Annotated in this window: 17 protein-coding genes and 1 pseudogene; 1 reads left to right on the top strand and 17 read right to left on the bottom strand. The window is 61.2% G+C overall.

Going from position 1 to position 24131, the window contains the following annotated elements; genetic code table 11:
• Nucleotides 1-47: 47 nt before the first annotated feature.
• Nucleotides 48-821 (bottom strand): SDR family oxidoreductase, encoded by a 774-nt coding sequence (locus ACIPZG_RS24355; protein WP_400717616.1) that lies wholly within the window; start codon nt 819-821, stop codon nt 48-50.
• 139 nt (nt 822-960) lie between these two features.
• On the opposite strand from ACIPZG_RS24355, the gene ACIPZG_RS24350 reads away from it, so the two are divergent.
• Entirely contained in the window at nt 961-1746 is a 786-nt protein-coding gene (locus ACIPZG_RS24350) for an enoyl-CoA hydratase (protein ID WP_400717614.1), read from the top strand.
• Nucleotides 1747-1968: 222 nt separating this feature from the next.
• Here ACIPZG_RS24350 and ACIPZG_RS24345 read toward each other — a convergent pair whose 3' ends face one another.
• The 16 genes and pseudogenes from ACIPZG_RS24345 to ACIPZG_RS24270 all read right to left on the bottom strand — a co-directional run bounded on the left by ACIPZG_RS24345 (nt 1969) and on the right by ACIPZG_RS24270 (nt 24062).
• Nucleotides 1969-5232 carry an ImcF-related family protein gene (locus tag ACIPZG_RS24345; RefSeq protein WP_400717611.1) on the bottom strand — a complete coding sequence of 1088 codons (3264 nt, stop codon included), beginning with the start codon at nt 5230-5232 and terminating at the stop codon, nt 1969-1971.
• Nucleotides 5229-6290, bottom strand: a complete 1062-nt coding sequence (locus tag ACIPZG_RS24340) for a hypothetical protein (protein WP_400717671.1) — start codon at nt 6288-6290, stop codon at nt 5229-5231. The genes ACIPZG_RS24345 and ACIPZG_RS24340 overlap by 4 nt, the downstream gene beginning before the upstream one ends.
• Nucleotides 6291-6383: 93 nt before the next feature.
• The gene (locus ACIPZG_RS24335; protein WP_400717609.1) at nt 6384-6650 is read right to left on the bottom strand and encodes a PAAR domain-containing protein; all 267 of its coding nucleotides are present in this window, start codon (nt 6648-6650) and stop codon (nt 6384-6386) included.
• 71 nt (nt 6651-6721) lie between these two features.
• Nucleotides 6722-7495 (bottom strand): hypothetical protein, encoded by a 774-nt coding sequence (locus ACIPZG_RS24330; protein ID WP_400717607.1) that lies wholly within the window; start codon nt 7493-7495, stop codon nt 6722-6724.
• Nucleotides 7492-8265: a hypothetical protein gene (locus tag ACIPZG_RS24325; RefSeq protein ID WP_400717604.1), complete on the bottom strand. Its 774-nt coding sequence runs from the start codon at nt 8263-8265 to the stop codon at nt 7492-7494. The genes ACIPZG_RS24330 and ACIPZG_RS24325 overlap by 4 nt, the downstream gene beginning before the upstream one ends.
• A complete protein-coding gene (locus ACIPZG_RS24320) occupies nt 8262-8918 on the bottom strand; it encodes a hypothetical protein (RefSeq protein ID WP_400717602.1) in 657 nt (218 codons plus the stop codon). Before ACIPZG_RS24320 ends, ACIPZG_RS24325 begins: the two co-directional genes overlap by 4 nt.
• Before the next feature lie 142 nt (nt 8919-9060).
• The gene (locus ACIPZG_RS24315) at nt 9061-11097 is read right to left on the bottom strand and encodes a lipase family protein (protein ID WP_400717600.1); all 2037 of its coding nucleotides are present in this window, start codon (nt 11095-11097) and stop codon (nt 9061-9063) included.
• Nucleotides 11098-11107: 10 nt separating this feature from the next.
• Nucleotides 11108-11632, bottom strand: a complete 525-nt coding sequence (locus ACIPZG_RS24310; RefSeq protein WP_400717597.1) for a hypothetical protein — start codon at nt 11630-11632, stop codon at nt 11108-11110.
• Nucleotides 11633-11712: 80 nt separating this feature from the next.
• Complete coding sequence (locus ACIPZG_RS24305; RefSeq protein WP_400717595.1) at nt 11713-12237, bottom strand: hypothetical protein; 525 nt, start codon at nt 12235-12237, stop codon at nt 11713-11715.
• An 86-nt stretch (nt 12238-12323) separates the two neighbouring features.
• Complete coding sequence (locus tag ACIPZG_RS24300; RefSeq protein WP_400717592.1) at nt 12324-12848, bottom strand: hypothetical protein; 525 nt, start codon at nt 12846-12848, stop codon at nt 12324-12326.
• A 1033-nt stretch (nt 12849-13881) separates the two neighbouring features.
• Nucleotides 13882-16194, bottom strand: a pseudogene (locus tag ACIPZG_RS24295) (type VI secretion system Vgr family protein); the annotation flags it as partial.
• Between the two features lie 534 nt (nt 16195-16728).
• Nucleotides 16729-17496: an SDR family oxidoreductase gene (locus ACIPZG_RS24290; RefSeq protein WP_400717589.1), complete on the bottom strand. Its 768-nt coding sequence runs from the start codon at nt 17494-17496 to the stop codon at nt 16729-16731.
• Nucleotides 17493-19169, bottom strand: coding sequence for an FAD-binding protein (locus tag ACIPZG_RS24285; protein WP_400717587.1), 1677 nt, complete (start codon nt 19167-19169; stop codon nt 17493-17495). The genes ACIPZG_RS24290 and ACIPZG_RS24285 overlap by 4 nt, the downstream gene beginning before the upstream one ends.
• Complete coding sequence (locus tag ACIPZG_RS24280) at nt 19166-20887, bottom strand: FAD-binding protein (RefSeq protein ID WP_008095286.1); 1722 nt, start codon at nt 20885-20887, stop codon at nt 19166-19168. The genes ACIPZG_RS24285 and ACIPZG_RS24280 overlap by 4 nt, the downstream gene beginning before the upstream one ends.
• Nucleotides 20888-21018: 131 nt before the next feature.
• Nucleotides 21019-22590, bottom strand: a complete 1572-nt coding sequence (locus tag ACIPZG_RS24275) for an amidase (RefSeq protein WP_400717669.1) — start codon at nt 22588-22590, stop codon at nt 21019-21021.
• A gap of 41 nt (nt 22591-22631) precedes the next feature.
• Complete coding sequence (locus tag ACIPZG_RS24270; RefSeq protein WP_400717584.1) at nt 22632-24062, bottom strand: coniferyl aldehyde dehydrogenase; 1431 nt, start codon at nt 24060-24062, stop codon at nt 22632-22634.
• Between the last annotated feature and the right edge of the window lie 69 nt (nt 24063-24131).

The following is a 24131-nucleotide window of genomic DNA, read 5'->3' as shown; positions in this document are numbered from 1 at the left end:
TGCTGCGTGAGGGCGGCGACCGGATACGGCCACCGCCGGGTGGTCGATCAAGTGGGTAGGACTTGCGCCGCGCTCAGAAACGCCGGGCGCTCGCCGCCGCCGTGCAGCAGCAGGTTGCAGCCGCTGGCGTAGCTGGCCAGGGGCGAGGCGATGTACAGGCAGGCATTGGCGATATCGCTGGCATCGGCCATGCGCCCGGCCGGGATGCCGGCGCTGACGGCGGCAATGCCCTGCTCGCTGCCGTAGTGCAGGTGAGCCTGGTCGGTCAAGACCAGCCCCGGGCTCACCGCCACCACGCGCACTTTGGGCGCCCACTCCACCGCCAGGGACTGCACCAGGGCCAGCACCCCGGCCTTGGCCGCGCCGTAGGCGGCGGTGCCTGGCGATGCACGCAGGGCGCTGATGCTGCCGATGAAGACGATGCAGCCCCCTTGCGGCTGGGCCTGCATCAGCCGGTTGGCATGCTGCGCGGCATTGAGCGGGGCGAGCAGGTTCAGCCGCAGGATGCTCTCGTGAAAGCGTGGCGAGGCCGTGGCGGCGACTGCCGAGGGGCTGCCACCGGCATTGTTGACCAGTACGTCGAGGCGGCCGAAGTCACGCTCGAGGGTGTCGAACAGCCCCTGCAGCGAATCGCCGTCACGCACGTCGCAGGGGATGAACACCGCGCTGCGCCCGTCAACGCTCGGCAGCTGTTCCGGCGCACTGCGGGCACAGACGATGACCTGCGCCCCGGCGGCCAGGAACCCTTGGGCGATGCCTGCGCCGATGCCTTTGCTGCCACCGGTGACGAGCACCACCTTGCCACTGAAATCAAGCCCCATTGCATGCTCCTTGGATTGCTGTCTGGGTCGACTCTAGAGGCTATGGGTGGGCCGTTCTTCGTCTGAACGGACGATGAATGGGCCAAGGCTGAACGGGACACTGGCCGTTACCGAGGCCCTTTTGCCCGCGAGGAATGCCATGCCTGACACCCCTGCTCCACCGGTCCTGCTCGAACGCCCGTTGCCCGGCGTGGCGCTGCTGCGGCTCAACCGCCCGCACGCCACCAATGCCTTGAGCCTGGAGCTGCAGGCCCTGCTTTCTCGCTATTTCAGCGAACTCGGTGGCGACCCTGAGGTGCGCTGCATCTTGCTGACCGGTGGCGACAAGGTGTTCGCCGCCGGGGGTGATATCAGCAGCATGGCCGGGGTCGGCCCGATCGATATCTACCAACGGCACACCGAGCGCTTGTGGGCGCCGATCCAGCATTGCCCGAAGCCGGTGATCGCCGCCGTGTGCGGCTATGCCTATGGCGGCGGCTGTGAGCTGGCGATGCTGGCCGACCTGATCGTCGCCGGCCGGGGGGCGCGCTTCTGTCAGCCGGAGATCCGCATCGGCATCATGCCGGGCATTGGCGGCACGCAACGGCTGGTGCGCGCGGTGGGCAAGGTCAAGGCCATGCGCATGGCGCTGACCGGGCAGCCGATCAGTGCCGAGCAAGCCTGGGTCGCCGGGCTGGTCAGCGATTTGGTTGAAGATGACCAGGTACAGGCCCAGGCGCTGGAGTTGGCGCGGGTGATCGCGGCGATGCCGGCGTTGGCGGCGGAGCAGATCAAGGAGGTGATCCTGGCGGGGATGGATGCACCGCTGGAGGCCGGGTTGGCGCTGGAGCGCAAGGCCAATGCGTTGCTGTTTGCCTCGAAGGATCAGAAGGAAGGGATGCAGGCGTTCATCGAGAAGCGGGCGCCGCGGTTCGAGGGGAATTAGGCTTTATGGCACGGGCTGCGCCCGTGATCGCCGGCAAGCCGGCTCCCACAGGAATCGCATCAGCTTTTAGAAGTTGAGCAAGGCAGTGGCTCCCACTGGTAAAGCACAGACCTTGAATACTGTGCTGTACCTGTGGGAGCCGGCTTGCCGGCGATGGGGCCGCGTGGCCTGGACCGTCATTACCAACAAAGAATCAGAAGGAGCTGCTGAAGTCTCTGGGTCTTACTCAAGGAAGATCTGCCGTGGCAACTGGAACCCCCGCAGTCCGAGCAAGGCCAACGGCCCTCCCCCCAGTTCAGTGCGCAGGTGCCAGGTCAGGCCAATGCCATCCGGCGCTTTCAACACCACGCGCATTTGGCTGCCGCCGTCGTTCAAGTGGGTAACCTTGGCCTGTTCGAGCAGCCGGATCAGCCCCCAGGTGCCCTGGAGGTCGGCGAACAAACGCTCCCCCGTGTGCACGCTGGTCCAGGTCAGGCTGACGCCGGGGTAGTCGTTTTGCCCAGGCCAGCGGAACTGCTGCCAGCGCTCGCGCTGATTGAAGTAATGATGCTTTTCGCCATTGAGGATGAAGGTGGTCTGCACCACATCGCGCACCGGCTTGCCGCGCAACTCGAAGCTCATGCCCATGCCGCCGTCGGTGTAGAGCACATCCGCCAACGCGCTGAGCTGGTTGATCGCGGCGAGGAAGCGAGGATTGAGGCGAAGGCCCTGGCTGTGGCGTGGGTCCGCCACCCAACGGCTGCCCTCCTTGCGCAGCAACCCGGCCAGTTGCTCACGGACGAACTGCTCGATGCGCCCCGAGTCGGCGCGGATCATCTGCCCCAGCATGGGCAGCGACGCATCACTGGACGTGGTGGCGAACGGGTAGCGGCCGGCGAAGGCGCCGTTCCATTCATTGACGATGGCACGCTCCCAGTTGCGATTCAGCCCTGCGGCCGACGGCTGCAGGACGCGTTGCCAGGCCTGGTCCAAGGGCTGCACGAACAGCGCTTGGGCCGCCCCGCCCCATTCGGCGCCCAGGCTTGCCGCGATCAGTTGGCCGTAGGACTGGGTCTCGGTCAGGTCGATACGCTTGCCCTGGAACACCGCCTGGGCCAGGGCTTGGGTCATGGCCTGCGGGTCGGGCGCCTGGGTCACTTGCTGCAGCTTCAAGCGCACGCTGGTCACGCGGGTGAGGAAGGCCTGCAGGCTCAGGTTGTCATCGAAGCGCTGCCCTTCAGGACCTTTGCCCAACAGCGCCAGCAGCGGTCCGAAGGTACTGTCCAACGGGCCGTTCAGGCCTTGGGGCAGTTGCTCGATCACCGCCGGCTTGTCCTGGCCGATCAGGTTTTTTGCCGATTTGAGCAACGAGTCAGCCAGCGCCTGGCCACGGATGCCGGCCTGGCCCTGATAGGCCAGCGTGTTCATCAGGGCGATCAAGGGCGACTGGCGGACATCACTCATCAGGGTCAGCTGGGCGATGACTTCTTCCAGGCTGTCGCCCTGCTGCCAGCGCAGGCTGTTGAGGAAGGCCAGCCAGGCGCTGCTGTAGTCCTGGAAGTAGCGCGCGGTCAGGCGCTCGCGGAGCTGATCAGGGCTTAGCGCGGCGGTGAGGTTGTCCGGGTTGTCGCTCAAGACCCAGTCGATTTCTTCGCGGCGCGCCTTGGCGGCCTCCTCGATCGCGTCGCGCATGTGGCCTTCCCAGGCCTGGCGGGTGAACACGCCAGGGACGCTGGCCTGGGTGCTGAACAAGGCGTTGGCATCGGTGTCGCCGACCAGCTGTTGCAGGCCCTGCGCGGGGTAGTGGTTGGCTGCCGTTTCCAGCGCGCGCTGGTAGAGGCTGCTTTCGGCATTGCGCTGACCGAGTTGGCCGAGCAGCACCTGACGGGCCTGGGCGATGAGCTTGGCATCGGCCTTGATGGCCCAGTCGGGGTTGGCGGGTAACTGCTCGGCGAAGAACGTCCACAGCGTGGGCTCGGTGGCGCCCAGCGTTTGCACCAGAAATGGCGCCTCGGCTTTTTCGGGGCGGGCCAGCATGAGGTAGGCCTTGAGCTGGTTGTAGGCTTCCCGGGTCCGCTTGCTGCGCTCAGGACTGTTTGGGGGCAGGTTGACCAGGGCATTGAGTTGGGCTTGCAGCACGGACGCTGCCGGATCGCGCAACAGTCGGTTGTTGGCGCCCACATAGTGCGGCCACAGGGCATCGCGTAGCGCCTCGCTGCGATCCAGGCCGAAGCGCTGGTACCAGGGGGCGCCGTGCTCGGTGCGGTAGTCCAGGCGCGATAACTCGCGGACCAGTTCAGTCAAGGCGACCCGTGAATCGGGGGCTTCAGCCGGTTGCTGCAGCGTCGCCAATGCTGCCTCTACCCGGCCGACTTCGGCGCGGTTGCTGGCAAAGGAAAGCAGCAGGCCGGCGCCCCACACTGCGGCGAAGCTCAGGGCGGCAACGTAACCCATCCGGCTAGCACTCCAGCCCAGGCGCTGCGGATTGGCCGAGCTGTCGCCCAACACGCCAAACCAGACCGGCGCGGGTAGCCAGTGGTGGGCCGCGCTTGACGGGTCCCTTGCCGCCAGCGGCAAGCTGAACCACAACCCACGCAACGAAACGCCACGTCCCCCCTGTACCGCAGACATTGCGGCTCGCCAACGCGCACCGCCCTCGGTCCCAAAATCGCGCGATAAGCGCAGCAGGAAATCATGGCCGAGGTCGTTCTGAAGCTGCGCCAAACCCTGTTCACGCAACGGTTGCTGCAACCTTTGCAGCAGCGCATCCAGTTGCGTCGCCGTAAACCGCGCCGGCAGACTGCAGCCCACCGGTTGTACCTCGCGTGCGGATTGTGGCCAGGCACTTTCGCAGACCTGCCAGAGATGTAGCGGCAATTGCCAACGCACGTCCTTGGCGAGATTTTGCAAGCGGCGAGCGCCGCTGCTCATTGCCGTGACATCGCGGCTCTGTTCCTTGTTCAGCACCCAGACCACGCCGTCGAGTTCGCGCCAACGGCTCAGCCCACGCCACGGCGCGAGCAACGCCTGGTCAGCAAGCACGCTGCCGCCCCACAACAACACCGTATCGTGCCCCTCCAGCCAGCGCTGGTCGGCCAGGCCGGGAGCAATTGCCTCAATCTGTGCGGGCTCGCCCACGACCAACAGCAGGCGCACCTTCCGACGCCAAAAAAAACCGTGATCCGCTGTGAGATGCTCGATCAGCTCGGGGACATCGCGTGCCTGACGGCGAGGCACAGCTATATGTTCTTCTACCGGAGGAAAGACCTTATCGATCAGCCCTTGTTTCTGCTGGTGATGCCGTTTGAGTTGCACCAACATCTGCGCGGATAACCATACGACTGCACAACTGGCGCTTATCAGTACTAGCGCAAACAGCTTCTGGTGATTCTCCACTAGCCCGATGTTATCGCCATACCTCCACAGCGCCCAACCCAATGCAGCAACCAGGGCAAGTATCCAGATAGCCAAACCTGCACGGCGCCATGAGCGACTCGGTGTTCTCATGCTGACTCCCCTGCGGTGACGGTGCCAATCCAGCCTCGCGTCCCCTCTTGGGCCAGCACTAGCAGAGGTTGCCGCTGATGCCGAACCACTTCAACGCCGAGCGCCGCTACCAGCCAATGGCTGAAAGGCCCCGACAAACCGCACCAGCGCTCTTGAATCCACAGCGGTGGATTCAACGAGGCGCCATGAGCACGCCCTGCGGCGAACAGTTCTCCCGCCACTGGCTGCCAGGCCGCGCTATCCGCCAATAGGCCTGTCGCCTGGCAAGCATCCGTTTGGGTTTGAAAGAACAGTGACAACTCGCTCTCCAGCCTGTCGGTCTCCAACGGCATCGGGCGTAGCAAGCGCCCCTGCACTGGCAGACCGCGTGCCAACTGATCTGGGCACAACAGCAAAGCGGCCAAGCCGTCGGAATACGCAGTCCCGCCCTGTGTCTGCAGCACTAGGACCAACTCAATGGCAGCACTCGCGGTCTTCTGTATTTCATCTATCCACTTAAACGACAATTCAGCAGCTACAGTGAACGACGAAGGCGGCGGCCGGCCTATCGCGCTTGCCCAGTGCTGCTGCCAGGTACCACGAAGTGCTGCGTGCCGTTCGGGCTTTGCATCGCTCAATAGAGTGACCCTCAGCGCTTGTTCTGCAGGCAATGCCTTAAGGGACGGCACCAACGCCGATAGCAGTAGCTCCAACCCTGCCAGCGCCGGCTCCTGCTGTTGCGCCAAAGCTGCGATGCGCCGGGCCTCCCCAGCACGGCTTGGCAAGTCGACGGGACCTTCTGCCAACACCCTGGCGGACACCTGGTCAGGTAGCAGTACACAACAGGCCTGTACCGCGAGATGACGATGTGCCCACTGCTGCCAGGCATGCTGTGCGATCTGCCCTTGCTCTTCGAGGAACTGGTGATGGTTCACGGCACCGCCATATACATAGGCACGGGCAGCGAAGGCCAAGAGCCAAACGACCAGCGGAAAGCCAGCCAGCACCCAAACATTTGATGCCTGCAGCAACGGCAAGCGACCCGAGGCGTACAGCAAGAACAGCAGTACACCAGTCACCAGCGCCAAGCCTGCAGCCAGTAGCCAACGGCCCAGGGCTATCGGCGCTGGCGCTGGCGCGATTTCAGGTGTGTGTCGGTCCCAACCCATGGCTTATCCCACCCCACATTCAGAGGTGCTGGATAACACCCGGCAACCGCATTCGCTGCGGCAGCCGTCGACCACTAGCGCGCGACCGTTCTCGGACCAATGCTCGCTGCCCTCGACGATGGGATTATTTCCGTGGCCGGGTATGGGGCAACTGACCTCATCGCCCACCAACGCGACTGGTTTGCCATTCACTATCATCGTGGACGAAGCCGAGATTACGCTTCCGTCATGGGTCGTGCGGTCACCCAATAGAACAAATGCTTGGAACATTTCATGCGGCTCCAATATTCAAATTTTTGGCCAATACGGACTGACAGCGTAAACATCAGAAAGCAACAAACTCATTTTTGCGACTCAGCAGCCAGGCGAATGGCTTGCAGCTTGCGAAAGCTTGGCTCGGATTGAATTTCTGGTGAACTGCTACCATCGGGATAGTAGAAAATAGTTTGATTACCCTCACGCTTTTCTCTCGACCCTATAGACCGGGCCACGAAACGGGAATACACAATAGGTTCAAAATAAACACGCCGCGCCTGCAAAGCCTGATACTTTACATACATAAAACCCTCCCCCTTCAAATTGACGCTTTTTTCATACCCCCCTATAAATTTTTCATGAATCCAAGGGTAAAATTCTTGCCTCAGAATCAAATCGCCTTCAACTTTTCTATCAGCTCCGCCTCGACCTGAGTCATTGCCATCGAAAATAACTACCACTCCACCGCCTACGCCGTAAACCACTCCATCGCCAAACTTTGTTGGGTTTTTATACATGACACCAAAGGTGACGTTGCTCAAGCGCCATTGGCAATCCCCACCACCGTCCACCGCTAACTTGGCTTCATACAGGTCGGTTTGCCCCTGACGCACCGGTTGTATATCAGTACGCTGGTACCCATCACGCTGGTAAGGCACTCCACTCGCTGTGTGATCAGTGAATGTGCACAACTTCGACCGATACATGACTTTCATCTCTTCTGCGATCAGCTCTTCAGGCACCTTAACGGTTACCACAATCTGATCCCCGCTCAGATCCGGCGCAAGCCTCCTATCGGTGGCACAGCCAGCAAGACTGAAGAACAGCACAAATAAACCAATAGCAGATGTGAGTTTCATTCTTGCGCCTCGGCAGCAAGACGAATGGCCTGTAGTTTGCGAAAGCTAGGCTGAATCTGACGCTCTGGCGAACTACTACCGTCGGGATAGTAGTAAATAGTTCGATGGCCTTCGCTCTTTACCTTTGGCCCCACAGAACGCGCCACAAATCCAGAATGAAGAACGGGTTCGAAATATACACTCCGCGCCATCAAAGCCTGGTACCTAACATATATATGACCATCCCCAGTCAAATTTACACTCTTTTTATGACCTCCAATAAAACGCTCGTGCACCCAAGGATAATAATCCTTTTTCAAGATCAAATCGCCCTCAACCTTTTTATACACACCAGCGCGACCTGGATTATTTTCATCAAACATAACAATTATACCTCCTCCCGCGCCGTAGACCACTCCATCACCAAACTGGGCAGGATCTTTATACATGACACCAAAGGTGACGTTGCTCAAGCGCCATTGACAAGCCCCGCCGCCGTCCACCGCCAAGTTGGCTTCATATAAATCAGTCTGCCCCATACGCACAGGCTGTATATCAGTTCGTTTGTACCCATCACGTAGATAAGGCACGCCACTCGCCGTATAGTCAGTAAACGTGCATAGTTTAGAGCGGTACATAACCTGCATTTCTTCTGCGATCAGCTCTTCAGGCACCTTAATGGTCACCGAAATCTGATCCCCGTTCAGATCCGGCGCAAGACCCCTATCGGTGGCACAGCCAGCAAGACTGAAAAACAGCACTAATAAACCAATAACAGGTGTGATTTTCATTCTTGCGCCTCGGCAGCAAGACGAATGACCTGTAACTTTCGAAAGTCTGGCTTGTCTTGAATCTCCGTGGAACTACTACCATCGGGGTAATAGAAAATAGTTTGATTTCCTTCGCGCTTTTCTTTCGGCTCGATAGAGCGGGTCATGAACCGGGAGTGGAGAATAGGCTCAAAATATATCCGACTCGCCTGGAGAGCTTGATACTTTTCATATATAGGCCCCTCCCCCGTCAAATTCACACTCTGCTTGTGACCCCCGATAAATCTTTCATTAACCCAAGGATAATAATCCCTCCTCAAGACCAAATCGCCTTCAACCTTTTTATACATACCAGCGCGCCCTGGATTATTTCCATCAAACATAACAACCACCCCTCCTCCGGCGCCATAATATATTCCATCACCAAAACTAGCAGGGTCTTTATAAATGACGCCAAAGGTGACATTACTCAGACGCCACTGACAAGCACCTCCGCCATCCAGCGCCAATATGGTTTCGTATAGATCGGTCTGCCCCCTACGCATAGGCTTTATATCAGTACGTTTGTACCCATCACGTTGATAAGGCACGCCACTCGCCGTGTGGTCAGTAAACGTGCATAGTTTAGAGCGGTACATGACCTGCATTTCTTCTGCGATCAGCTCTTCAGGCACCTTAACGATTACCGAAATCTGACCCCCAGCCAGATTCGGTACAAGGCTTCGATCGGCAGTGCAGCCATATATACTGAAAGATATGCATAAAAGCATAAAACTCTGTTTATTTAGCATTCCCTCCCCCTTTCGCGCTTATCTTTTAAGAGTACATTTTTTCATAGTAAATTTCGGGATTCGTGACAAGATCGAAACGTTGCAGAGCATCTTCCCCACCCTCAGCACTGCGTGTGACCTGCAAAGCCCGCTCTATACGATTGTGCATATCGAGGAATCTGCGATTACGGGATAACTCATCCGCAGGAATTCGCCCGCTGTTATCCTCCATTTGCTTTTCGAATTTTTTTCGCTGTAGCTGCCGCATTTGTACCCGATGCGGGTTGATCGACTCCAACAATTGGTTATGGAGATAGGGTTGATACTCTGACATGAAGTGATTGGTGATACTTATCCGCGCCCCCATCCGTGGGTTGCCATAGGGTTTGAAAAATCTATCCTTGCCGTCCCTATCCAGCGAGTTGATCAACCGTTTCTGGGCTTCCTCAGCCTGGGAACTGTCCGCCTCATCCAGGCTAGGCACCAGATAAAGCTTGGCTTTTTCTTGGAGCCGGTGGGAAATGGTCGTGTGGTAGGGCGCGCCCAGCCCTTCCTTGTTGAGATAGGCCGGATACTGCGAACCTCTGCGCTGGACATGCTGATCAGCCACATAAAACAACGCAATCTCACCGTGATGGCTAAAAGGATCACCGTGGCTGACCAACGCGCTGGCAGATAACTTCATTATCGACCAGGCAAACCCCAAGCTGGTGCCCAACGGCCCGTACAATTTATACAAGTGACTATCCAGATCGGCTTCCGGGGGGACGCGTGGAACAACGTCAGAGTCATTGACGTGGCGAAAATGAAGTAGCCCACTTAAGCTCTGAGCCGCTTTGAGTGTAAAAGTACGCGGCATCCCGTAAGTATGAAGTACAGGTTTTAGTTCTTTCAGCGAAGCCGCGTGAATCAACCCCAATGCACCACCCAAACTATGACCGCATATAAATAAGCTTCTATCTTTCGCACCTTCAGGAATAACCCCCCATAACTCCCTTGAATATATTTTCCTGGCCACCTCAAAACCATTGCGAAACCCCAGATGCACACGACCCTGCGTGGCCAAATCAGGGCAAGGCACGCTTGGTTCGCAGCTAGCAGCTGTCTGCGGTGGAACTGGCCGAAAGGCCAAGTCTGTAATTAAGTCGTCAACCCCATCTGTTTCCGTACCACGCCAAGCCACCAGTAACTGAGCTGCACTAATCGCGTAAAACAGCTGTGTGTGACCTTCCGGCGGTTCAGCTTGGCTAGTATCCAATAACTCAGACACGGTATAGCGATCACTGAAAGGAACGTCCGTCACCAAACATGGCCACGCCTGACCGTTGTCCCATACCCGTGGCGTACGTGATAAATCCGTACATTGCAGCTCAAAAAACTCCGCCACGGACCCTAATTCCAAAGCGGGTAACTTGCTATAAGACAAAATACTCATCAACCCTAAGTTGTAAGCATTCGCCAAGCTGTAATCACGCTGATGGTGAAGCACGAGAGACCAGGCACGTAACGGGCAAACCTCCAGCACATGACGGCGATTCAATCCCTCGTAATCGACGCTGAAGCCACCATAACTCGTATCCGGGAAGTGGTACGCAGGCGGCGAACTTGGATCCGTGAGCGGTGGGTCGAAGCTGGGCAGCTGATCGCACAGTTGCCCGATGCGCAGGTAGTGGTAGGCATGACCTGCAGCGTGCGCTTGCCGCTCGATCGGCGAAAACCCTGCGCGCTGCGGGCCATGCAGCGGTGTGCGGTCGCCAAATCCAGGTCGTGCTGGCTCGGGCCGTTCAGCACGAAGGCGGCGCGTCGACAGTTGCTCGGCCAACGGATCGGCTGCCAACTTCAGGCTGATGCGAATTGGGTGCAGTCCCTCCAGGCGAATCACACCCTGTGCATCGCTCGACCCGGTGTATAGCGGTGCGCATGCCGCGCGTGTGGCGTCGTTTTCGGCGCGATAGGGAATGTTCGCGAGCGGTTCACCCCGCTCGTCGAGCAACTGGAACTCAAGCCAGTGCGTTTTTTGCTTACCACAAATAACCACTTTGCTCGAACCGAGCGTATCCGTGCGATGGAGGAATTCATTCATCAGCTTGTCCCTATTCAGATGCGTTATTGTTTTTAAAGGCCTTACAAGGCCGGGCTGCTTGCTCGCGACTCATTGACGGTGACCTTTTATAAAACTCGAACTGCCCTCCCCTGCCCTCGCCAACACAAAACACAACGTTGTAAACATCATTTGACAGCGACGCGCTGTGCAACCTGAATGAATATGTTTTATCGACCTCTAGTATCAGGGGAGGCTTGTTCGATCCGTGCTTCATGAACTCATAGGCTTCTGGTACAACGCCATAGGCAAAGCATTCACCCCTTTTCAAAATCATTGGTGTAGCACCTCCCTTCAGTTTCAGGCTCCATACGCCTCCCTTTTCGGCGAAGCCTTCAGCCAATATCGCCCATCCCACCGCAAATGGCGCCTTCGCCTCCCTAGGCAAACAGATAGCTGGATAACCATTGACCGAAGTTAAATCGGCATATTCCACACGTCCCAAGGGGGTCGCATTTGCCACAGCCCCGAGAACGCCACAGCCAATGATCAACATTAAGAAATTTTTCATACGCATTCAGCACTCTCGAAGTTTCGATTTATCGACAAAACTCAGTAAAAGCTTTCAACCGTCGATGAAACAATGCGTTCACCTCCCTATTCGGGAGCGCTATTGCTTTCAGAGGCCTTACAAGGCATGCCAGCTTGCTCGCGGCTCGATGACGGTGACCTTTTATAAAACTCGAACTGCCCGGCCCTCCCCTCGCCAACACAAAACGCAACGGTGTAGACATCAGTAGACTGCAACGCACTATGCAACCTGAATGAATACGCTTTATTCACTTCCAACCTCAATGGACGCTCGTTCGCCCCATGCTTCATGAACTCATAGGCTTCCGGTGCAACGCCATAGGTAAAACAATCACCCGGTTTCAAAACCAATGGCGTAGCACCCTTCTTCAGTTTCAGGCTCCATACGCCTCCCTTTTCGGCGAAGCTTTCAGCCAATATCACCCATCCCACCGCGATTGGCGCCTCCGCCCGTCTAGGTAAACAGATGGCTGGCTGGCTATTGATAGAAGTTAAATCAGCGTGCTCCAGACGCCCCAAAGGGGTCGCATTTGCCACAGACCCGAGAACGCCACTGAAAATGATCAACGCTAAGAAACTCTGAATACGCACTAGGCCATCCTCCAAGCTTCGATTTATCGACAAATTTCAGGAAGCCTTTCAACCGCCTATGCATAATCCGCTCATAAAAGTGCCCCCTATTCAGACGCGCTATTGCTTCCAGAGGCCTTACAAGGCAGGGCTGCTTGCTCGCGACTCGATGACGGTGACCTTTTATAAAACTCGAACTGCCCGCTCCTACCCTCACCAATACAAAACACAACGTTGTAAACGTCCTTTGATTGCGACGCACTTTGCAACAAGAATGAATAGGTTTTGTTCGTTTCCAATACCACGGGATGCTCATTTCTTCCTAGCCTCACCAATTCATAGGCTGCTGGTACATCACCATAGGAAAAACATTCACCCGGATTCAAAACTACGGGCGTGGCCCCCTCCTTCAGTGACACCCCCCAAATGCCTGTATTTCGCGCGAAGCTTTCAGCCAATATTACCCATCCCACCGCGAAGGGCGCCTTCGCATGCCCTGGCAAACAGATGGCTGGCTGGCCATTGATCGAAGTTAAATCGGCATACTCCAAACGCCCCAAAGGGGTCGCATTAGCGATCGATCCGAGCATGCCACAACAGATGATAAATACTAAAAAGTTCTTCATATGCATACAGTCACCCAGGTAGATTTGATTTGTCGGCAGGATTCATCAAAAACTTTTCAACCGTCACCGCAAGTAGCTCCGGACTTTTTTTAGTATTATCCAAAGACCACACACCATTAGGCTCACCCAGCACGCAAATCATGTAGTAGTCAGATATTATTTCACCTTGCTGCTCCATGTTGTAATCAGACAAACTGCCACTCTCAGACAACTCATACTGATACGCCTTGGCGCCTTGGCTGGATACGGTTAGCCCATGCCGCTTTACCGCATACCCTAATTGGTACTGCCACACATGCGTCATTTCGTGAATGAACAGTGCCTTGTCTCGTAGTTTCGTCGTTGTAGAGAAATCATCCCTGTACAACTTAGTGCTTTCCGGAAAATACATTTTCCCATTGGGCGTCACGGCCGTGTTCTGCTGCCCCGCGAACACCCACCAGCCAGCGTGATAAACCCAGACCTTGGCGTAATCCACTGCATCTTTGAACAGCGTTCTGGCCATGGCGATTTCACCAGGTGTCAGTGGCCGCCTTTTACCTTTTGGCAGCGTAATATCCTGCGTGGAGTTGCCGACCTCCAGGTCATTGGTGACGATATCGCTATCGGTCAGGTCAACTACCGTCGGAACATCAATTTTTTGTGCCGCACAACAAATACCTTCAGCAAACGCTGGCGCAAACAGGGTCAACGCCTTGATCTGAGTCGGCTTATGGGTCGCGAAACGCTGGGTACGCCCTTGCGCATCCGTGGTACCGGAAAAGTCCCGTCCATCCGCCAGCGCAATCGAGTACTTGAGGTTGCTGGCCAACTCTCCATCCGGGCCAAGCAAACGCAACTGTTCGTCGTAGGCGAGAATCGCCTCGGGCAGTTCGATCTTCAGGTCACCCGGCACCAGCGTATTGATGCTCATGGTCCGGCCATCCTTGTCGGTTTGCCCCTCGAATACCTCACCCTCTACCGTAGTGATCTGGTAGCGGGTGAAGGGTAAAGGCGCCTGGGCTTCATCATTCAGGACGTACCTGCCCGCGTATCCAGACGGCAACGGTGTGACCGGGGTACTGAGACTGGCTGCCCCCTGTTTTTGCACATGAGCCGACTTGAGGTAGATATTGCCGGGGGCGCCCAGCTCGATTTCACCGTCCTTCAGTCGTATGTACGCACCGCCGCAGCTGAGCACCAACTCTTGCGGGGCACTGATTTCCACACGCCCTTCAACACTTTCTATTTTGATATCGGTCTTGGCCAGCGCATGAAGGTTGCTGCTCTGAGCCTGTAATTGCACCGGGCCTCGGGCGGACTTCAATTGCAGGGCACCCTTCTGTGCTAGCACGCTGACCCGGCCCTCTGCAGTTGCCGTGATATCGCCTCCTGCACTGATATCGGTATTGTGCGCAGCCATGATGCCGACGCTTTCGCTCCCCGATGACACACAGATGGCCGCAGAGCTGAGCAGACCGATGCCCGCAGGGGCATGAAGCATCACGCCTGACTGCGCCAGGCCATTCAATGCCTCGCGCAGACGTACCTGGCTGTCGGTATCGCTGGGCGTCGCCTCAGCAATCCGTGCCGCTTGGGCCAGGGAGCGGGCCAGGGACAGTGCGGCTTCGAGCTGATCGATCGCAGCGGCCATATCCAGTTGGCCACCCTGAGCCTTTACTTGCTCATCAGCGCTGATGAACAGCCCTTTCCCGCCTCGAATCGCGCCCCAGGCGTCTGTACGCAGCTCGAAGCCTTCACCGCGTTTTTGCTTAAGGTCATTAACCAAATGCCCCAAATTGAGCTGACTCTTGCCGCCATGCTCGGTACTGAGCTTGATGTGCTCCTGCCCACGGGTATCGTCCATGCGCAGCTTGTTGTTGGCCGGGGTGCGCAGCACGTTGCGCTTGTAGTTGCGCAGGTTGACGTGGTCCGGGTGCTGGCTGTCGTGCAGTGCATGGGCGATGTAGGGTCGGTCGGGGTCGCCCTGCTCGAACGCCACCGCCACTTCGGTGCCGCAGATCAGCGGCAGGTGCAGGCCGTGGGTGTCACCGGCATAGGGCCGGGCCAGGCGCAGCCAGGCACTCTCTTCGCCGGTATTCCAGTGGTCACGGTCGAAGAGGAAGTTGACCCGGTAACGGCCTTGCAGGTCGATGTGCCCGTAAGGATCGTTCTTGCGCGAACTGGTGACTCTGGCCGGCACGGTGCCGGCGATGTTCGGCTTAGGGGCAAGCTTGGGGCGAAAGCACACCGTCTCCGAATACGGGATGGCTTCGAAGGTGACTTCCAGGCTGCGATCACGTGCGGCTTCGATGACCAGGCCGGTAATCACCGCGCCTGTCTCGAAGGCCTGCGGTGCTCCCCCGGAGATATTCAGCACCTGCCCCGGCGCCAACGAGGGGCTGCTGCTGGCACCACTGAGCCGGGTCTGATCATTGAGGTACAGCTCGTGCCGCAAGCGGGCGTAGAAGTAACCGCTCTCACTGAGCAGGTCTTCGTGCTGATCGAGAGCGTCCCCCAGCGCCGCGTAGGGCTCGGCGTAGCGGTAGCTTTCACCGTAGGTGGTGGTGGCGCCTCGGCTATGGTCGACATCGGCATCCAGATAGGCCGCTGCATCACGGTGCTGATAAGCGCGGATATTGATGTGCTTTTCCACCACCTGGTGCCGGGTCTGCAATGCCCATACCGCATCCTTGCCGGTGCTGCTCAGGCCTGACTGTGGGCGGCAAGGCAACTCGAAGCCGAACTGGTACTTGCGCTGATCATCATGGAATTCGACCACCTCGATACCCAGCCGGTCATCGCTGGTGAAGCGGTACCAGATGCCGACCTCGGCGAGCAGGCGCGTGATGAACGCCAGGTCGCTCTCGCCGTACTGCATGACTTGCTCGCGCCGAGGGTATTCCCGTACCAGGTCGAAGAAGAAGTGCTGGCCTTCGAACTCATGGCGGCTGCGCAGGATGTGCTCGACGATTTCCGGTACCGACTGGTGCAGGTAGAGGCGGTACTGCTGGCCGCGATCGAGCAGGGCCAAACGCGGCTGCAGGGTGAGCTGATAACGGGCTTCATCCGGGGAGTCTGACAGTCGCCTGAAGCCGGTGATCGTCCCATACAGCGTACGCAAGGGTTTGACCGGAGGGAGGTTGAAGCCAGGCAGGTGCAGTGTCTGCGCTCGTTCATGCAGGCTGAAACTCGCGCGCCGGCCGAGCAGGCGTTCGGCGGCGATATCCTGCTCCGCAGACGTGAACTCCACGCTGTAGACAAAGGGTTCGCTCAACCACTCTTCACCTTTGAAGGTCAGGACGTCGAGTTTGGCGCCAACGCCCTCAACGTCCAGTTTGTGCCGGCTGTGATCAAAGAAGGGCTGCACCATTTTTGGAACTCCACTGCAGTGAAGTTCCGAACCTTGGCGCACAATTTCTGAGGGGGCCACCCTTCCGGGGGAATATAGACGCGTCCTACATTTGGCTGGAATTTATCCTACAAAACGCGCATTGCAGATGAGGCAAAACCCTGCACGGCCTACCATACAAGCTGACTTGCCAGCGATGACGCCGGTCAATCCCACAGATAGGCTCATCGCGAGCAAGCCCGCTCCTCGCGACTCATCCCTGGCCATGTACAGCGCTCTGCCTGCCACATCCTCCGACTGGCACATTCAGTTCATGGGAAGGAATGGATGCAGGCGTTTATCGAGAAGCGGGCGCCGCGGTTTGAGGGGAATTAGGCTGGGATCGGCGTTTTATGGCACGGGCTGCGCCCGTGATCGCCGGCAAGCCGGCTCCCACAGGAATCGCATCAGCTTTTAGAAGTTGAGCAAGGCAGTGGCTCCCACTGGTAAAGCACAGACCTTGAATACTGTGCTGTACCTGTGGGAGCCGGCTTGCCGGCGATGGGGCCGGAAGGGCTAGATCGACATCACCAGTTGCCCACTGTCGATGCGCAATTCCACCCCATTCACCGCCCGCGACTCGTCACTGGCCAGGTACAACACACTGCCCGCCACATCCTCCGGCAGGCACATGCGGTTCATCGGGTCACTGTCGATGGTCAGCCGCGCCGGGTCCAGACCTGCGGGGAAACCGCCACGGGTCATGTCGGTCAGCACCCCGTCCGGGTGCAGCGAGTTGCAGCGGATGCGGTACTTGCGGCGCCTGCAGAACGCCGCCACCGAGCGGGTCAGCGCCGCCACCGCGCCTTTCGAGGCGCTGTAGGCCAGGTAATCGTCCCGCCCGGCCAGCGCGGCCACCGAGGAGACGTTGATGATCGACCCGCCATGGCCCTTCATCAGGGCGATACCGGCGCGGCAACCGAGGAACACACTGGCGGCATTGACCCGCATGATCCGTTCCCAGTCCTGCAACTCGGTGTCTTCGATCGAGCCGGTCTGCAGCATCCCGGCATTGTTGAGCAGGATGTCCAGCCGGCCATGACGCTCGCCGAGGCTGTCCATCACCCGTTGCCAATCGGCCTCGCTGGAAGCGTCGTGGCGGATGAACCGGGCGGCGGCGCCCAGCTCTTGCGCCAGCGCCTCGCCGGCCTGGGTGTCGATATCGCTGATCAGCACCTGCGCCCCTTGCGCCACCAGCAACCGCGCACTCGCCGCGCCGATGCCCCGGGCCCCGCCAGTGACCAGGGCGACCTTGCCCTGGACACGTCCGTTCGCTTCACTCATGACGCCACCTCGCAGTCCACCGCCACACCTGCACCCTGCGCCACCGCAGCCCCGGCACGACGCCCGGAGAACACACAGTCGGCCAGGGACAGGCCGCTGATATAAAGATGTGAAGGAATGCCCACCGCCGTGCGACCTGCGGCGTACAGCCCGGCAATGGGCTGGCCGTTGCCCGTCAGCACCGCGCCCGTGCGTTCATCCACGCGCACGCCACCCAGGGTCAACGCGCCCAACGGGAAGATCGGGTTGCCCACGGAGATGTCACAGGCGTAGAAAGGCCCCTGCTCCAGCACCTGACGGCCATCCACCGATTTGCCGAACGGTTCCGGCGCCTGCCCGCTGGCCGCAGCGTTGTTCGCCAGTACCGCCTGACGCAGGGTTTCGGCCTGCATGCCAGTGGCCTGGGCAAGCTGCCCAAGGTGCCTGGCCTTGCGCGCGCCAAACAGCATCAACACCAGAGCAGGCAGCGCCTGGAACCACCAGTAGCCGCCGAACAGCGCCTCGCGCAGGGCTTTCTTGCGCAAGGGTGCATCGAGCACCAGCCAGGCCTTGCCGCCCTGCTCTTCCATCAACGGTTGGCCCAGGGTGGCGCCGTACACCTCCTCGTTGCAGAAGCGTGCGCCGTCACGGTTGACCACGATGCCCCGGTGCCAGCTGTACGGTGGGTTGATGAAGCGCCAGGCCGAGACCCGCGCCAACCGGTCGCTCGCCGCGCCCACGCTCAGTCCCAGGCGCAAGCCGCTGCCATCGCAGCCGGTGGCGCCGACCTTGAAATTGCGGCGGAACGCCGGGGCATGGTCCTTGACCAGTTCGCGGTTAAAGATGAACCCACCGGTGCTCAGGACCACGCCGTTGTTCGCCCGCACCAGGCATGGCCTGGCGTGCGCCTGTTCCAGCGCGCTCACGCGCAGGCGCAGGCGGTCGCAATAGCCTGGGGCGAAGTTCTGCAGGCGTTCGGCGCGTGCCGCCAGCCGTGCATGCTCGCGGGCGACCTTGCTGCCGGCCGGCAAGCGCCACAGTTCGGCGCCGAGTACGCGCCCGTCGCGGTCCATGACCAGGCGCCTGGCTGCCGCCTGCAGCAGCGGCCGCACACCGGCGCGCAAGCAGGCCGCCTGCAGGTGGCCATACAGCACCGCGCCGCACTGGCCCTTGCCGACCGTGCGGTGGCCACGTGGCGCCGGGGCCTGCTCGCCGGCATACGCAGGCACCAGCTCATTGCCTGAGTAATAAAGGAAGGCGCCATCCGGTGGATAGGACGTCTTGCCACCGGCGGGCATCTGGTGGGCGTAGGGCGCGCCGTGGCTTTCCAGCCATTGCAGGTTGGCGACGCTGTCGTTGCAAAAGCGCCGCAGCGTCTCGTCGCTGACCACGCCATGGGTTTCGTGCCTGAGGTAATCGAACATGGCTTGGGGGGTATCGTCGAAGCCGGCCGCGCGCTGCTGCCGGGTGCCGCCGCCGGCGTACACCACCCCGCCGCTCTTGGCGCTGGCGCCGCCCCCGGTAAAGCGGTCGGCGATCAGCACATCGGCACCGTCGGCGCGGGCCTGCAGGGCGGCACAGGCACCGGCGGCGCCCCAACCGATGACCAGCACATCGCAGCGATCCTGCCATTGCACGGCATCGACGTCGTCTACCCGCAGGGGCGCGAGGATGGGCGTGATACTGGTGTTCATCGGGCCTCCTGGCGCTGGGCGGCGAGGTGGTTGGCGGCAATGTAGGCAAAGGTCATCGCCGGGCCCAGGGTGCCGCCCGCGCCGGGGTAGCTGGTGCCCATCACCGAGGCGGAGCAGTTGCCGATGGCGTACAGGCCGGCGATGGCCGAGCCGTCCTCGCGCAGCACCTGGGCCTGGGCGTTGGTCAGCAGCCCGCCCTTGGTGCCGATGTCGCCGGCGTCCAGGCGCATGGCGTAGTACGGGCCTTTGCGCAGCGGTGCCAGGCACGGGTTGGGCTTGATGTTGCTGTCGCCGTAGTAGCGGTCGAAGACATTGCCGCCACGCCCGAAGTCCTTGTCGACGCCAGTGCGGGCGTACTCGTTGACCTTGGCCACGGTGCTGGCCAGGCCCTGCGGGTCGACGCCGATCTTCGTCGCCAACCCTTCAAGGGTCTCGGCCTTCCAGTACAGGGTGTCGCGCCAGGCTTCGCGCAGGCGGCTGTCGGGCATGACCTGGGCCGGCATCAAGGGGCCCATCGCATAGTTGAAGCGGAAATGCCCGTCGAAGATCACCCAGGCCGGCACCGAGCGCCCGCCACTGTGCGCGTTGTCGCGGTGCATGGCATCGACGAATTCCAGGTACGGCGCGGCTTCGTTGACGAAACGCAGGCCCTGGCCATTGACCACGATGGCGCCGGGGAAGGCGCGCTCGGCGAAGATGCCGCGGGGCTTTTCTTCACCCGGCACGGCAATGGTCGGCGCCCACCAGGCCCAGTCCATCAGCGCCGTTGCCGCCCCCTGGGCCAGGCCGGCCTGCAGGGCCGCGCCGGTGTTGTTGCCCGGTGGCGTGGCGCTCCAGGCCATCTGGGTCGGTTTCGGCAGGTACTGCTCGCGCAGGGCCTGGTTCTGTTCGAAGCCACCCGAGGCGAGGATCACCCCATGGCGGGCGCGCAGTTCCAGCTCACGCCCTTCGCGGCAGATGCGCACGCCGCCTACCCGCCCCTGCTCGACCAGCAATTCTCGAAAATCGCTGTTCAGCCACAGCGGCACGTTGCGGTCCATCAGCGAGCGGCGCAGCGAGCACACCAGCGAACTGCCCAGCGCCGCACGGCGGTCCACGCGGCTCTTGCGGCGCCATTTGAAGTCGAGCTTGTAGCGCAGCATCAGGCGCAGGATCAGCAGCCGCCAGCCAAAACCACGGGCCATGGCCTTGTGCGCATCACGGGCAGTCCAGGCGATGCGGCCCATGAGCAGGGTCGAGGGCGACGGTTTGCGCAGGTTGTCCAGCTCGGCACCGAGCAGGCTGCTGTCGAACAGTTCGGGGTCGAGGGTACGGCCACCCGCCAGGGCGCCAGGCAAGTGCGGGTAATAGTCGGGGTATTTCGCCGCCACCGCGTAACGTACCCGACTGGTGCGGGTCAGCGCCTCGATCATCTTCGGCGCGTGGTCCAGGTAGGCCTGCAGGCGGGCCGGCTCGACGTGCTCGCCGGCGGCGGCGGTCAGGTAGCGCTGGGCCTGCTCGGGGCTGTCGTTGCCGCCCTGGCGGGCGAAGTAGTGGTTGTTGGGGATCCAGATACCGCCGCCGGAAATCGCCGAAGTGCCGCCGAACTTGTCGCTTTTTTCCAGCACCAGCACGCTGAACCCCTGGTCGGCAAGGAACACCGCCGAGGTCATCGCACCGGCCCCCGAACCGACCACTATCACGTCGTACTGGGTTTGAGACTGATCTTGAGCCGTCATTGTTGTTGTGCCATCCGCTAAGGTCAGGGAGAGGCCGCCAACGCCGTTGCGGGGCCGTTGGCGGCGTGCATCCCATGATCGGCGCTGGCTGGCGCACACTCATCGTCAAAGCGGACTAGGCGCCCGTCCTGCTAAACCCTCGCGCGGCGCGCAGCCCAGGGCTGCGCCTGCTCCAGCTGGCTGGCCAGGCGCAACAGCACATCCTCGGCGCCGAGCCGGGCGGTGAACAGCATGCCCACCGGCAGGCCGTTGTCGCTCTGGCCCAACGGCAGGGAGATCGCCGGCTGACCACTGACGTTGGCCAGCACGGTGAACCCGGCGCTGCCCATGGCCCGCTGGGCGTAGGTGTCCCAGTGCTGGTCGAGGCTGAGCTGGCCGAGCGCCGGGGTGAGGTTGGCGGTGACTGGCGAGAGGATCACGTCGAAACGCTCGAACGGTCGCTCCATGGTCGCGCCGATGCGCTCGAAGCTCTGCCGTGCCTGGTACATGCTGACGCCGTTGGTGCCCTTGGCCCGCTCCAGCACCACCTGGGTGATCTGCTCCAGGTCCTGGGCCGTGGCGGCGCGCCCCAGGGCCTGCTCGCGTTCGTGCACCAGGTTGAGCAAGGCGGTGCCGATCACCGTGCCGTGGGCGCCGAACAGCTCACGCGGGTCAATGGCCAGTTGCAGCTCGTCGAGCTCATGGCCCAGGCCGACCAACTGCTTGATGGTCTGCTCCAGGGTCGCGGCCACGGCGGGATCCAGCGGCGCGCCGGTCAGCGACTGACGCACCACGGCGATGCGCAGCTTGCCCGGGTCGCGGCGCAGCTCTTCGCTGTAGGGGCGCGCCAGCGGCGCGCTCCAGTAGGCGCTGCCGGCCTCGTGGCCCTGGCCTGCATCGAGGAACAGCGCGGTATCGCGCACACTGCGCGACACCACGTTGCCGACGCTGGCGCCGAACCAGCCTTCGTAATGCGCCGGCCCGCTGGACGTGCGATAGCGGCTGGGCTTGAGCCCGACCAGGCCGCAGTAGGAGGCCGGGATACGGATCGAACCGCCGCCATCGGTGGCATGTGCCACCGGCACGATGCCGGCCGCCACCGCCGCTGCCGCGCCACCCGAAGAGCCGCCGGCGCTCATGGCCAGGTTCCAGGGGTTGCGGGTCTGGCCCCAGAGTAGCGACTCGGTGGTGGTGGTCAGGCCGAACTCCGGGCAGGTGGTCTTGCCGAACGGTACGGCGCCGGCCTGTTCATAGCGGCTGATCAGGGTGCTGGTGAAGCTGGCCGGCGGCGCATCGCGGAACAGCCGGCAGCCGTTGCTGGTGGACGTGCCCTGCAGGTAGGTGTTGAGGTCCTTGAGCAGGATCGGCACCCCGGCCAGTGCGCCCTGGGCGCCGGTGCCAGCGCTGCGGCGGCGGCCGAGCAAGGCCCGCGCATAGTCCTCGTGCAGCATGTTCACCGCTGCAACCTTGGGGTTGACCAGGGCGCAGCGGGCCAAGGCCGCGGCCAGCAGTTCCTCGCCACTGAGGCTGCCGGCGCGCACCGCCTCGGCCATGGCCCAGGCGTCCAGGTTTTGATAGTCGGCCGCCGACAGGCCGCTGTCGGCGGCGGTGGCGAAGCGTCCCAGCAGGCCTGCGCCGACGGCAACCGCGCCGGCCTTGAGGACGCTGCGTCGTGGCCAGGTGGCCGGGGCATCGTATGGAGTGGCTTGAGGATCGATCGGCATGAGGGTCTTGGCGTCCTGTTCGTTGTTGTTCTTGAGGCTCATCAGTCGGAGGTGACCTGGGCCAGCATGGCGGCGAGGTAGTGCTCGCCATAGGGCGGCAACAGGCCCCACTCGCGGCGCGGGTCATGGCCTGGGGCCTGGCACACCGTGCGCAGGTGGCTGAATTCGAGGAAGCCCTCGCGCCCGTGATAATGCCCCATGCCCGAGGCGCCGACACCCCCGAACGGGGCATCGTGCAGCGCAGCATGCAGCATCACGTCATTGAGCGTCACGCCCCCCGACAAGGTGCGGTCGAGGACCTGTTGCTGCTCCTGGCTGTCATCGCCGAAGTAGTACAGCGCCAGCGGTCGTGGGCGCGCGTTGATCTGCGTGATGACCGCTTCCACGGCGTCATAGGTGAGCACCACCACGGCGGGGCCGAAGATCTCGTCGTGCAGGATCTGCGCGTGCGCGGGTGGGTCGATCACCACCCGCAGCGGCCGGCGCCGGTCTTGGCCCTCGCTGGCCTCGGGCAGCGACTCGATGCGCGCACCCTGCTCCTGTGCGTCCTGCACCAGGGCTTCGACCCGCGCCAGGTGCTGCGCGTTGACCACCGCCACCACGTCCGGGTTGCCGCTGACCGTCGGGTTGAGCGCGCAGTACGCCGAGCGCAAGGCATCGAGGAAGCTTTCCAGCGAGGCCCGGGGCACATAGACCAGGTCGGGGTTGATGCAGATCTGCCCGCCATTGGTGGCCTTGGCCACGGCAATGCTGAACGCTGCCTTGTCCAGGTCAGCGCTGCGCGACAGCACGACCGGTGACTTGCCGCCCAGCTCCAGGGTCACCGGCACCAGGTTGCTGGCGGCATTGCGCATCACCGAGCGGCCGATGGCCGTGCCGCCGGTGAACACCAGGTGATCGAACGGCTGGGCGGTGAAGGCTTCGGCCAGGTCGGCGCCACCGGTGACCACCGCCACTTCCAGCGGGTCGAGGTGCTCGGCGCACAGCGCAGCGATCAGCGCTGCCGTGCGCGGCAGCACTTCGGACGGCTTGAGAATGGCCCGGTTGCCGGCGGCCAGGGCCGACGCCAGCGGGCTGAACAGGGTGTACAGCGGCGCATTCCAGGTGCCGATGATGCCGACCGAACCCTTGGGCTGGTAGCGGATCCAGGCTTTGGCGCCCAGCTGGTCGTAGGGAGCGAACACCGGCCGCGGCTCATCCGCCATCCACCCCTGCAGGTGGTCCCTGGCGTGCTTGAGGCTGGCCAGCGCGCCGAGGATGTCGTTCATCAGGGTAAAGCCGGCAGGTCGGCCGCCGAAGTCCTGGTCGATGGCGTCGGTCAGGCTTTCGTGGTGGCGCACCAGCAGATCGATCACCTGCTGGAGACGCTGGCGGCGGCGTTCGGCGGTGACGGCACCTGCCTTGTTGAAGGCGTCCTGCTGGCGTGACAGCAGGTCGCCGAGTGCCTGGATCGATGACAGAGCGGGTTGCATGCGTGTCTCCTCTGGCTGTTGGCTGCGCTCGCGGCGCTAGGCCCCACACTAGCCAGAGCAGCAGGGCCG

Source organism: Pseudomonas sp. NPDC089395 (genome assembly GCF_044749525.1).
Taxonomy (GTDB): Bacteria; Pseudomonadota; Gammaproteobacteria; order Pseudomonadales; family Pseudomonadaceae; genus Aquipseudomonas.
Note: the sequence above shows the minus strand (reverse complement) of the source record. Positions and strands in the feature narration are given on the sequence as shown.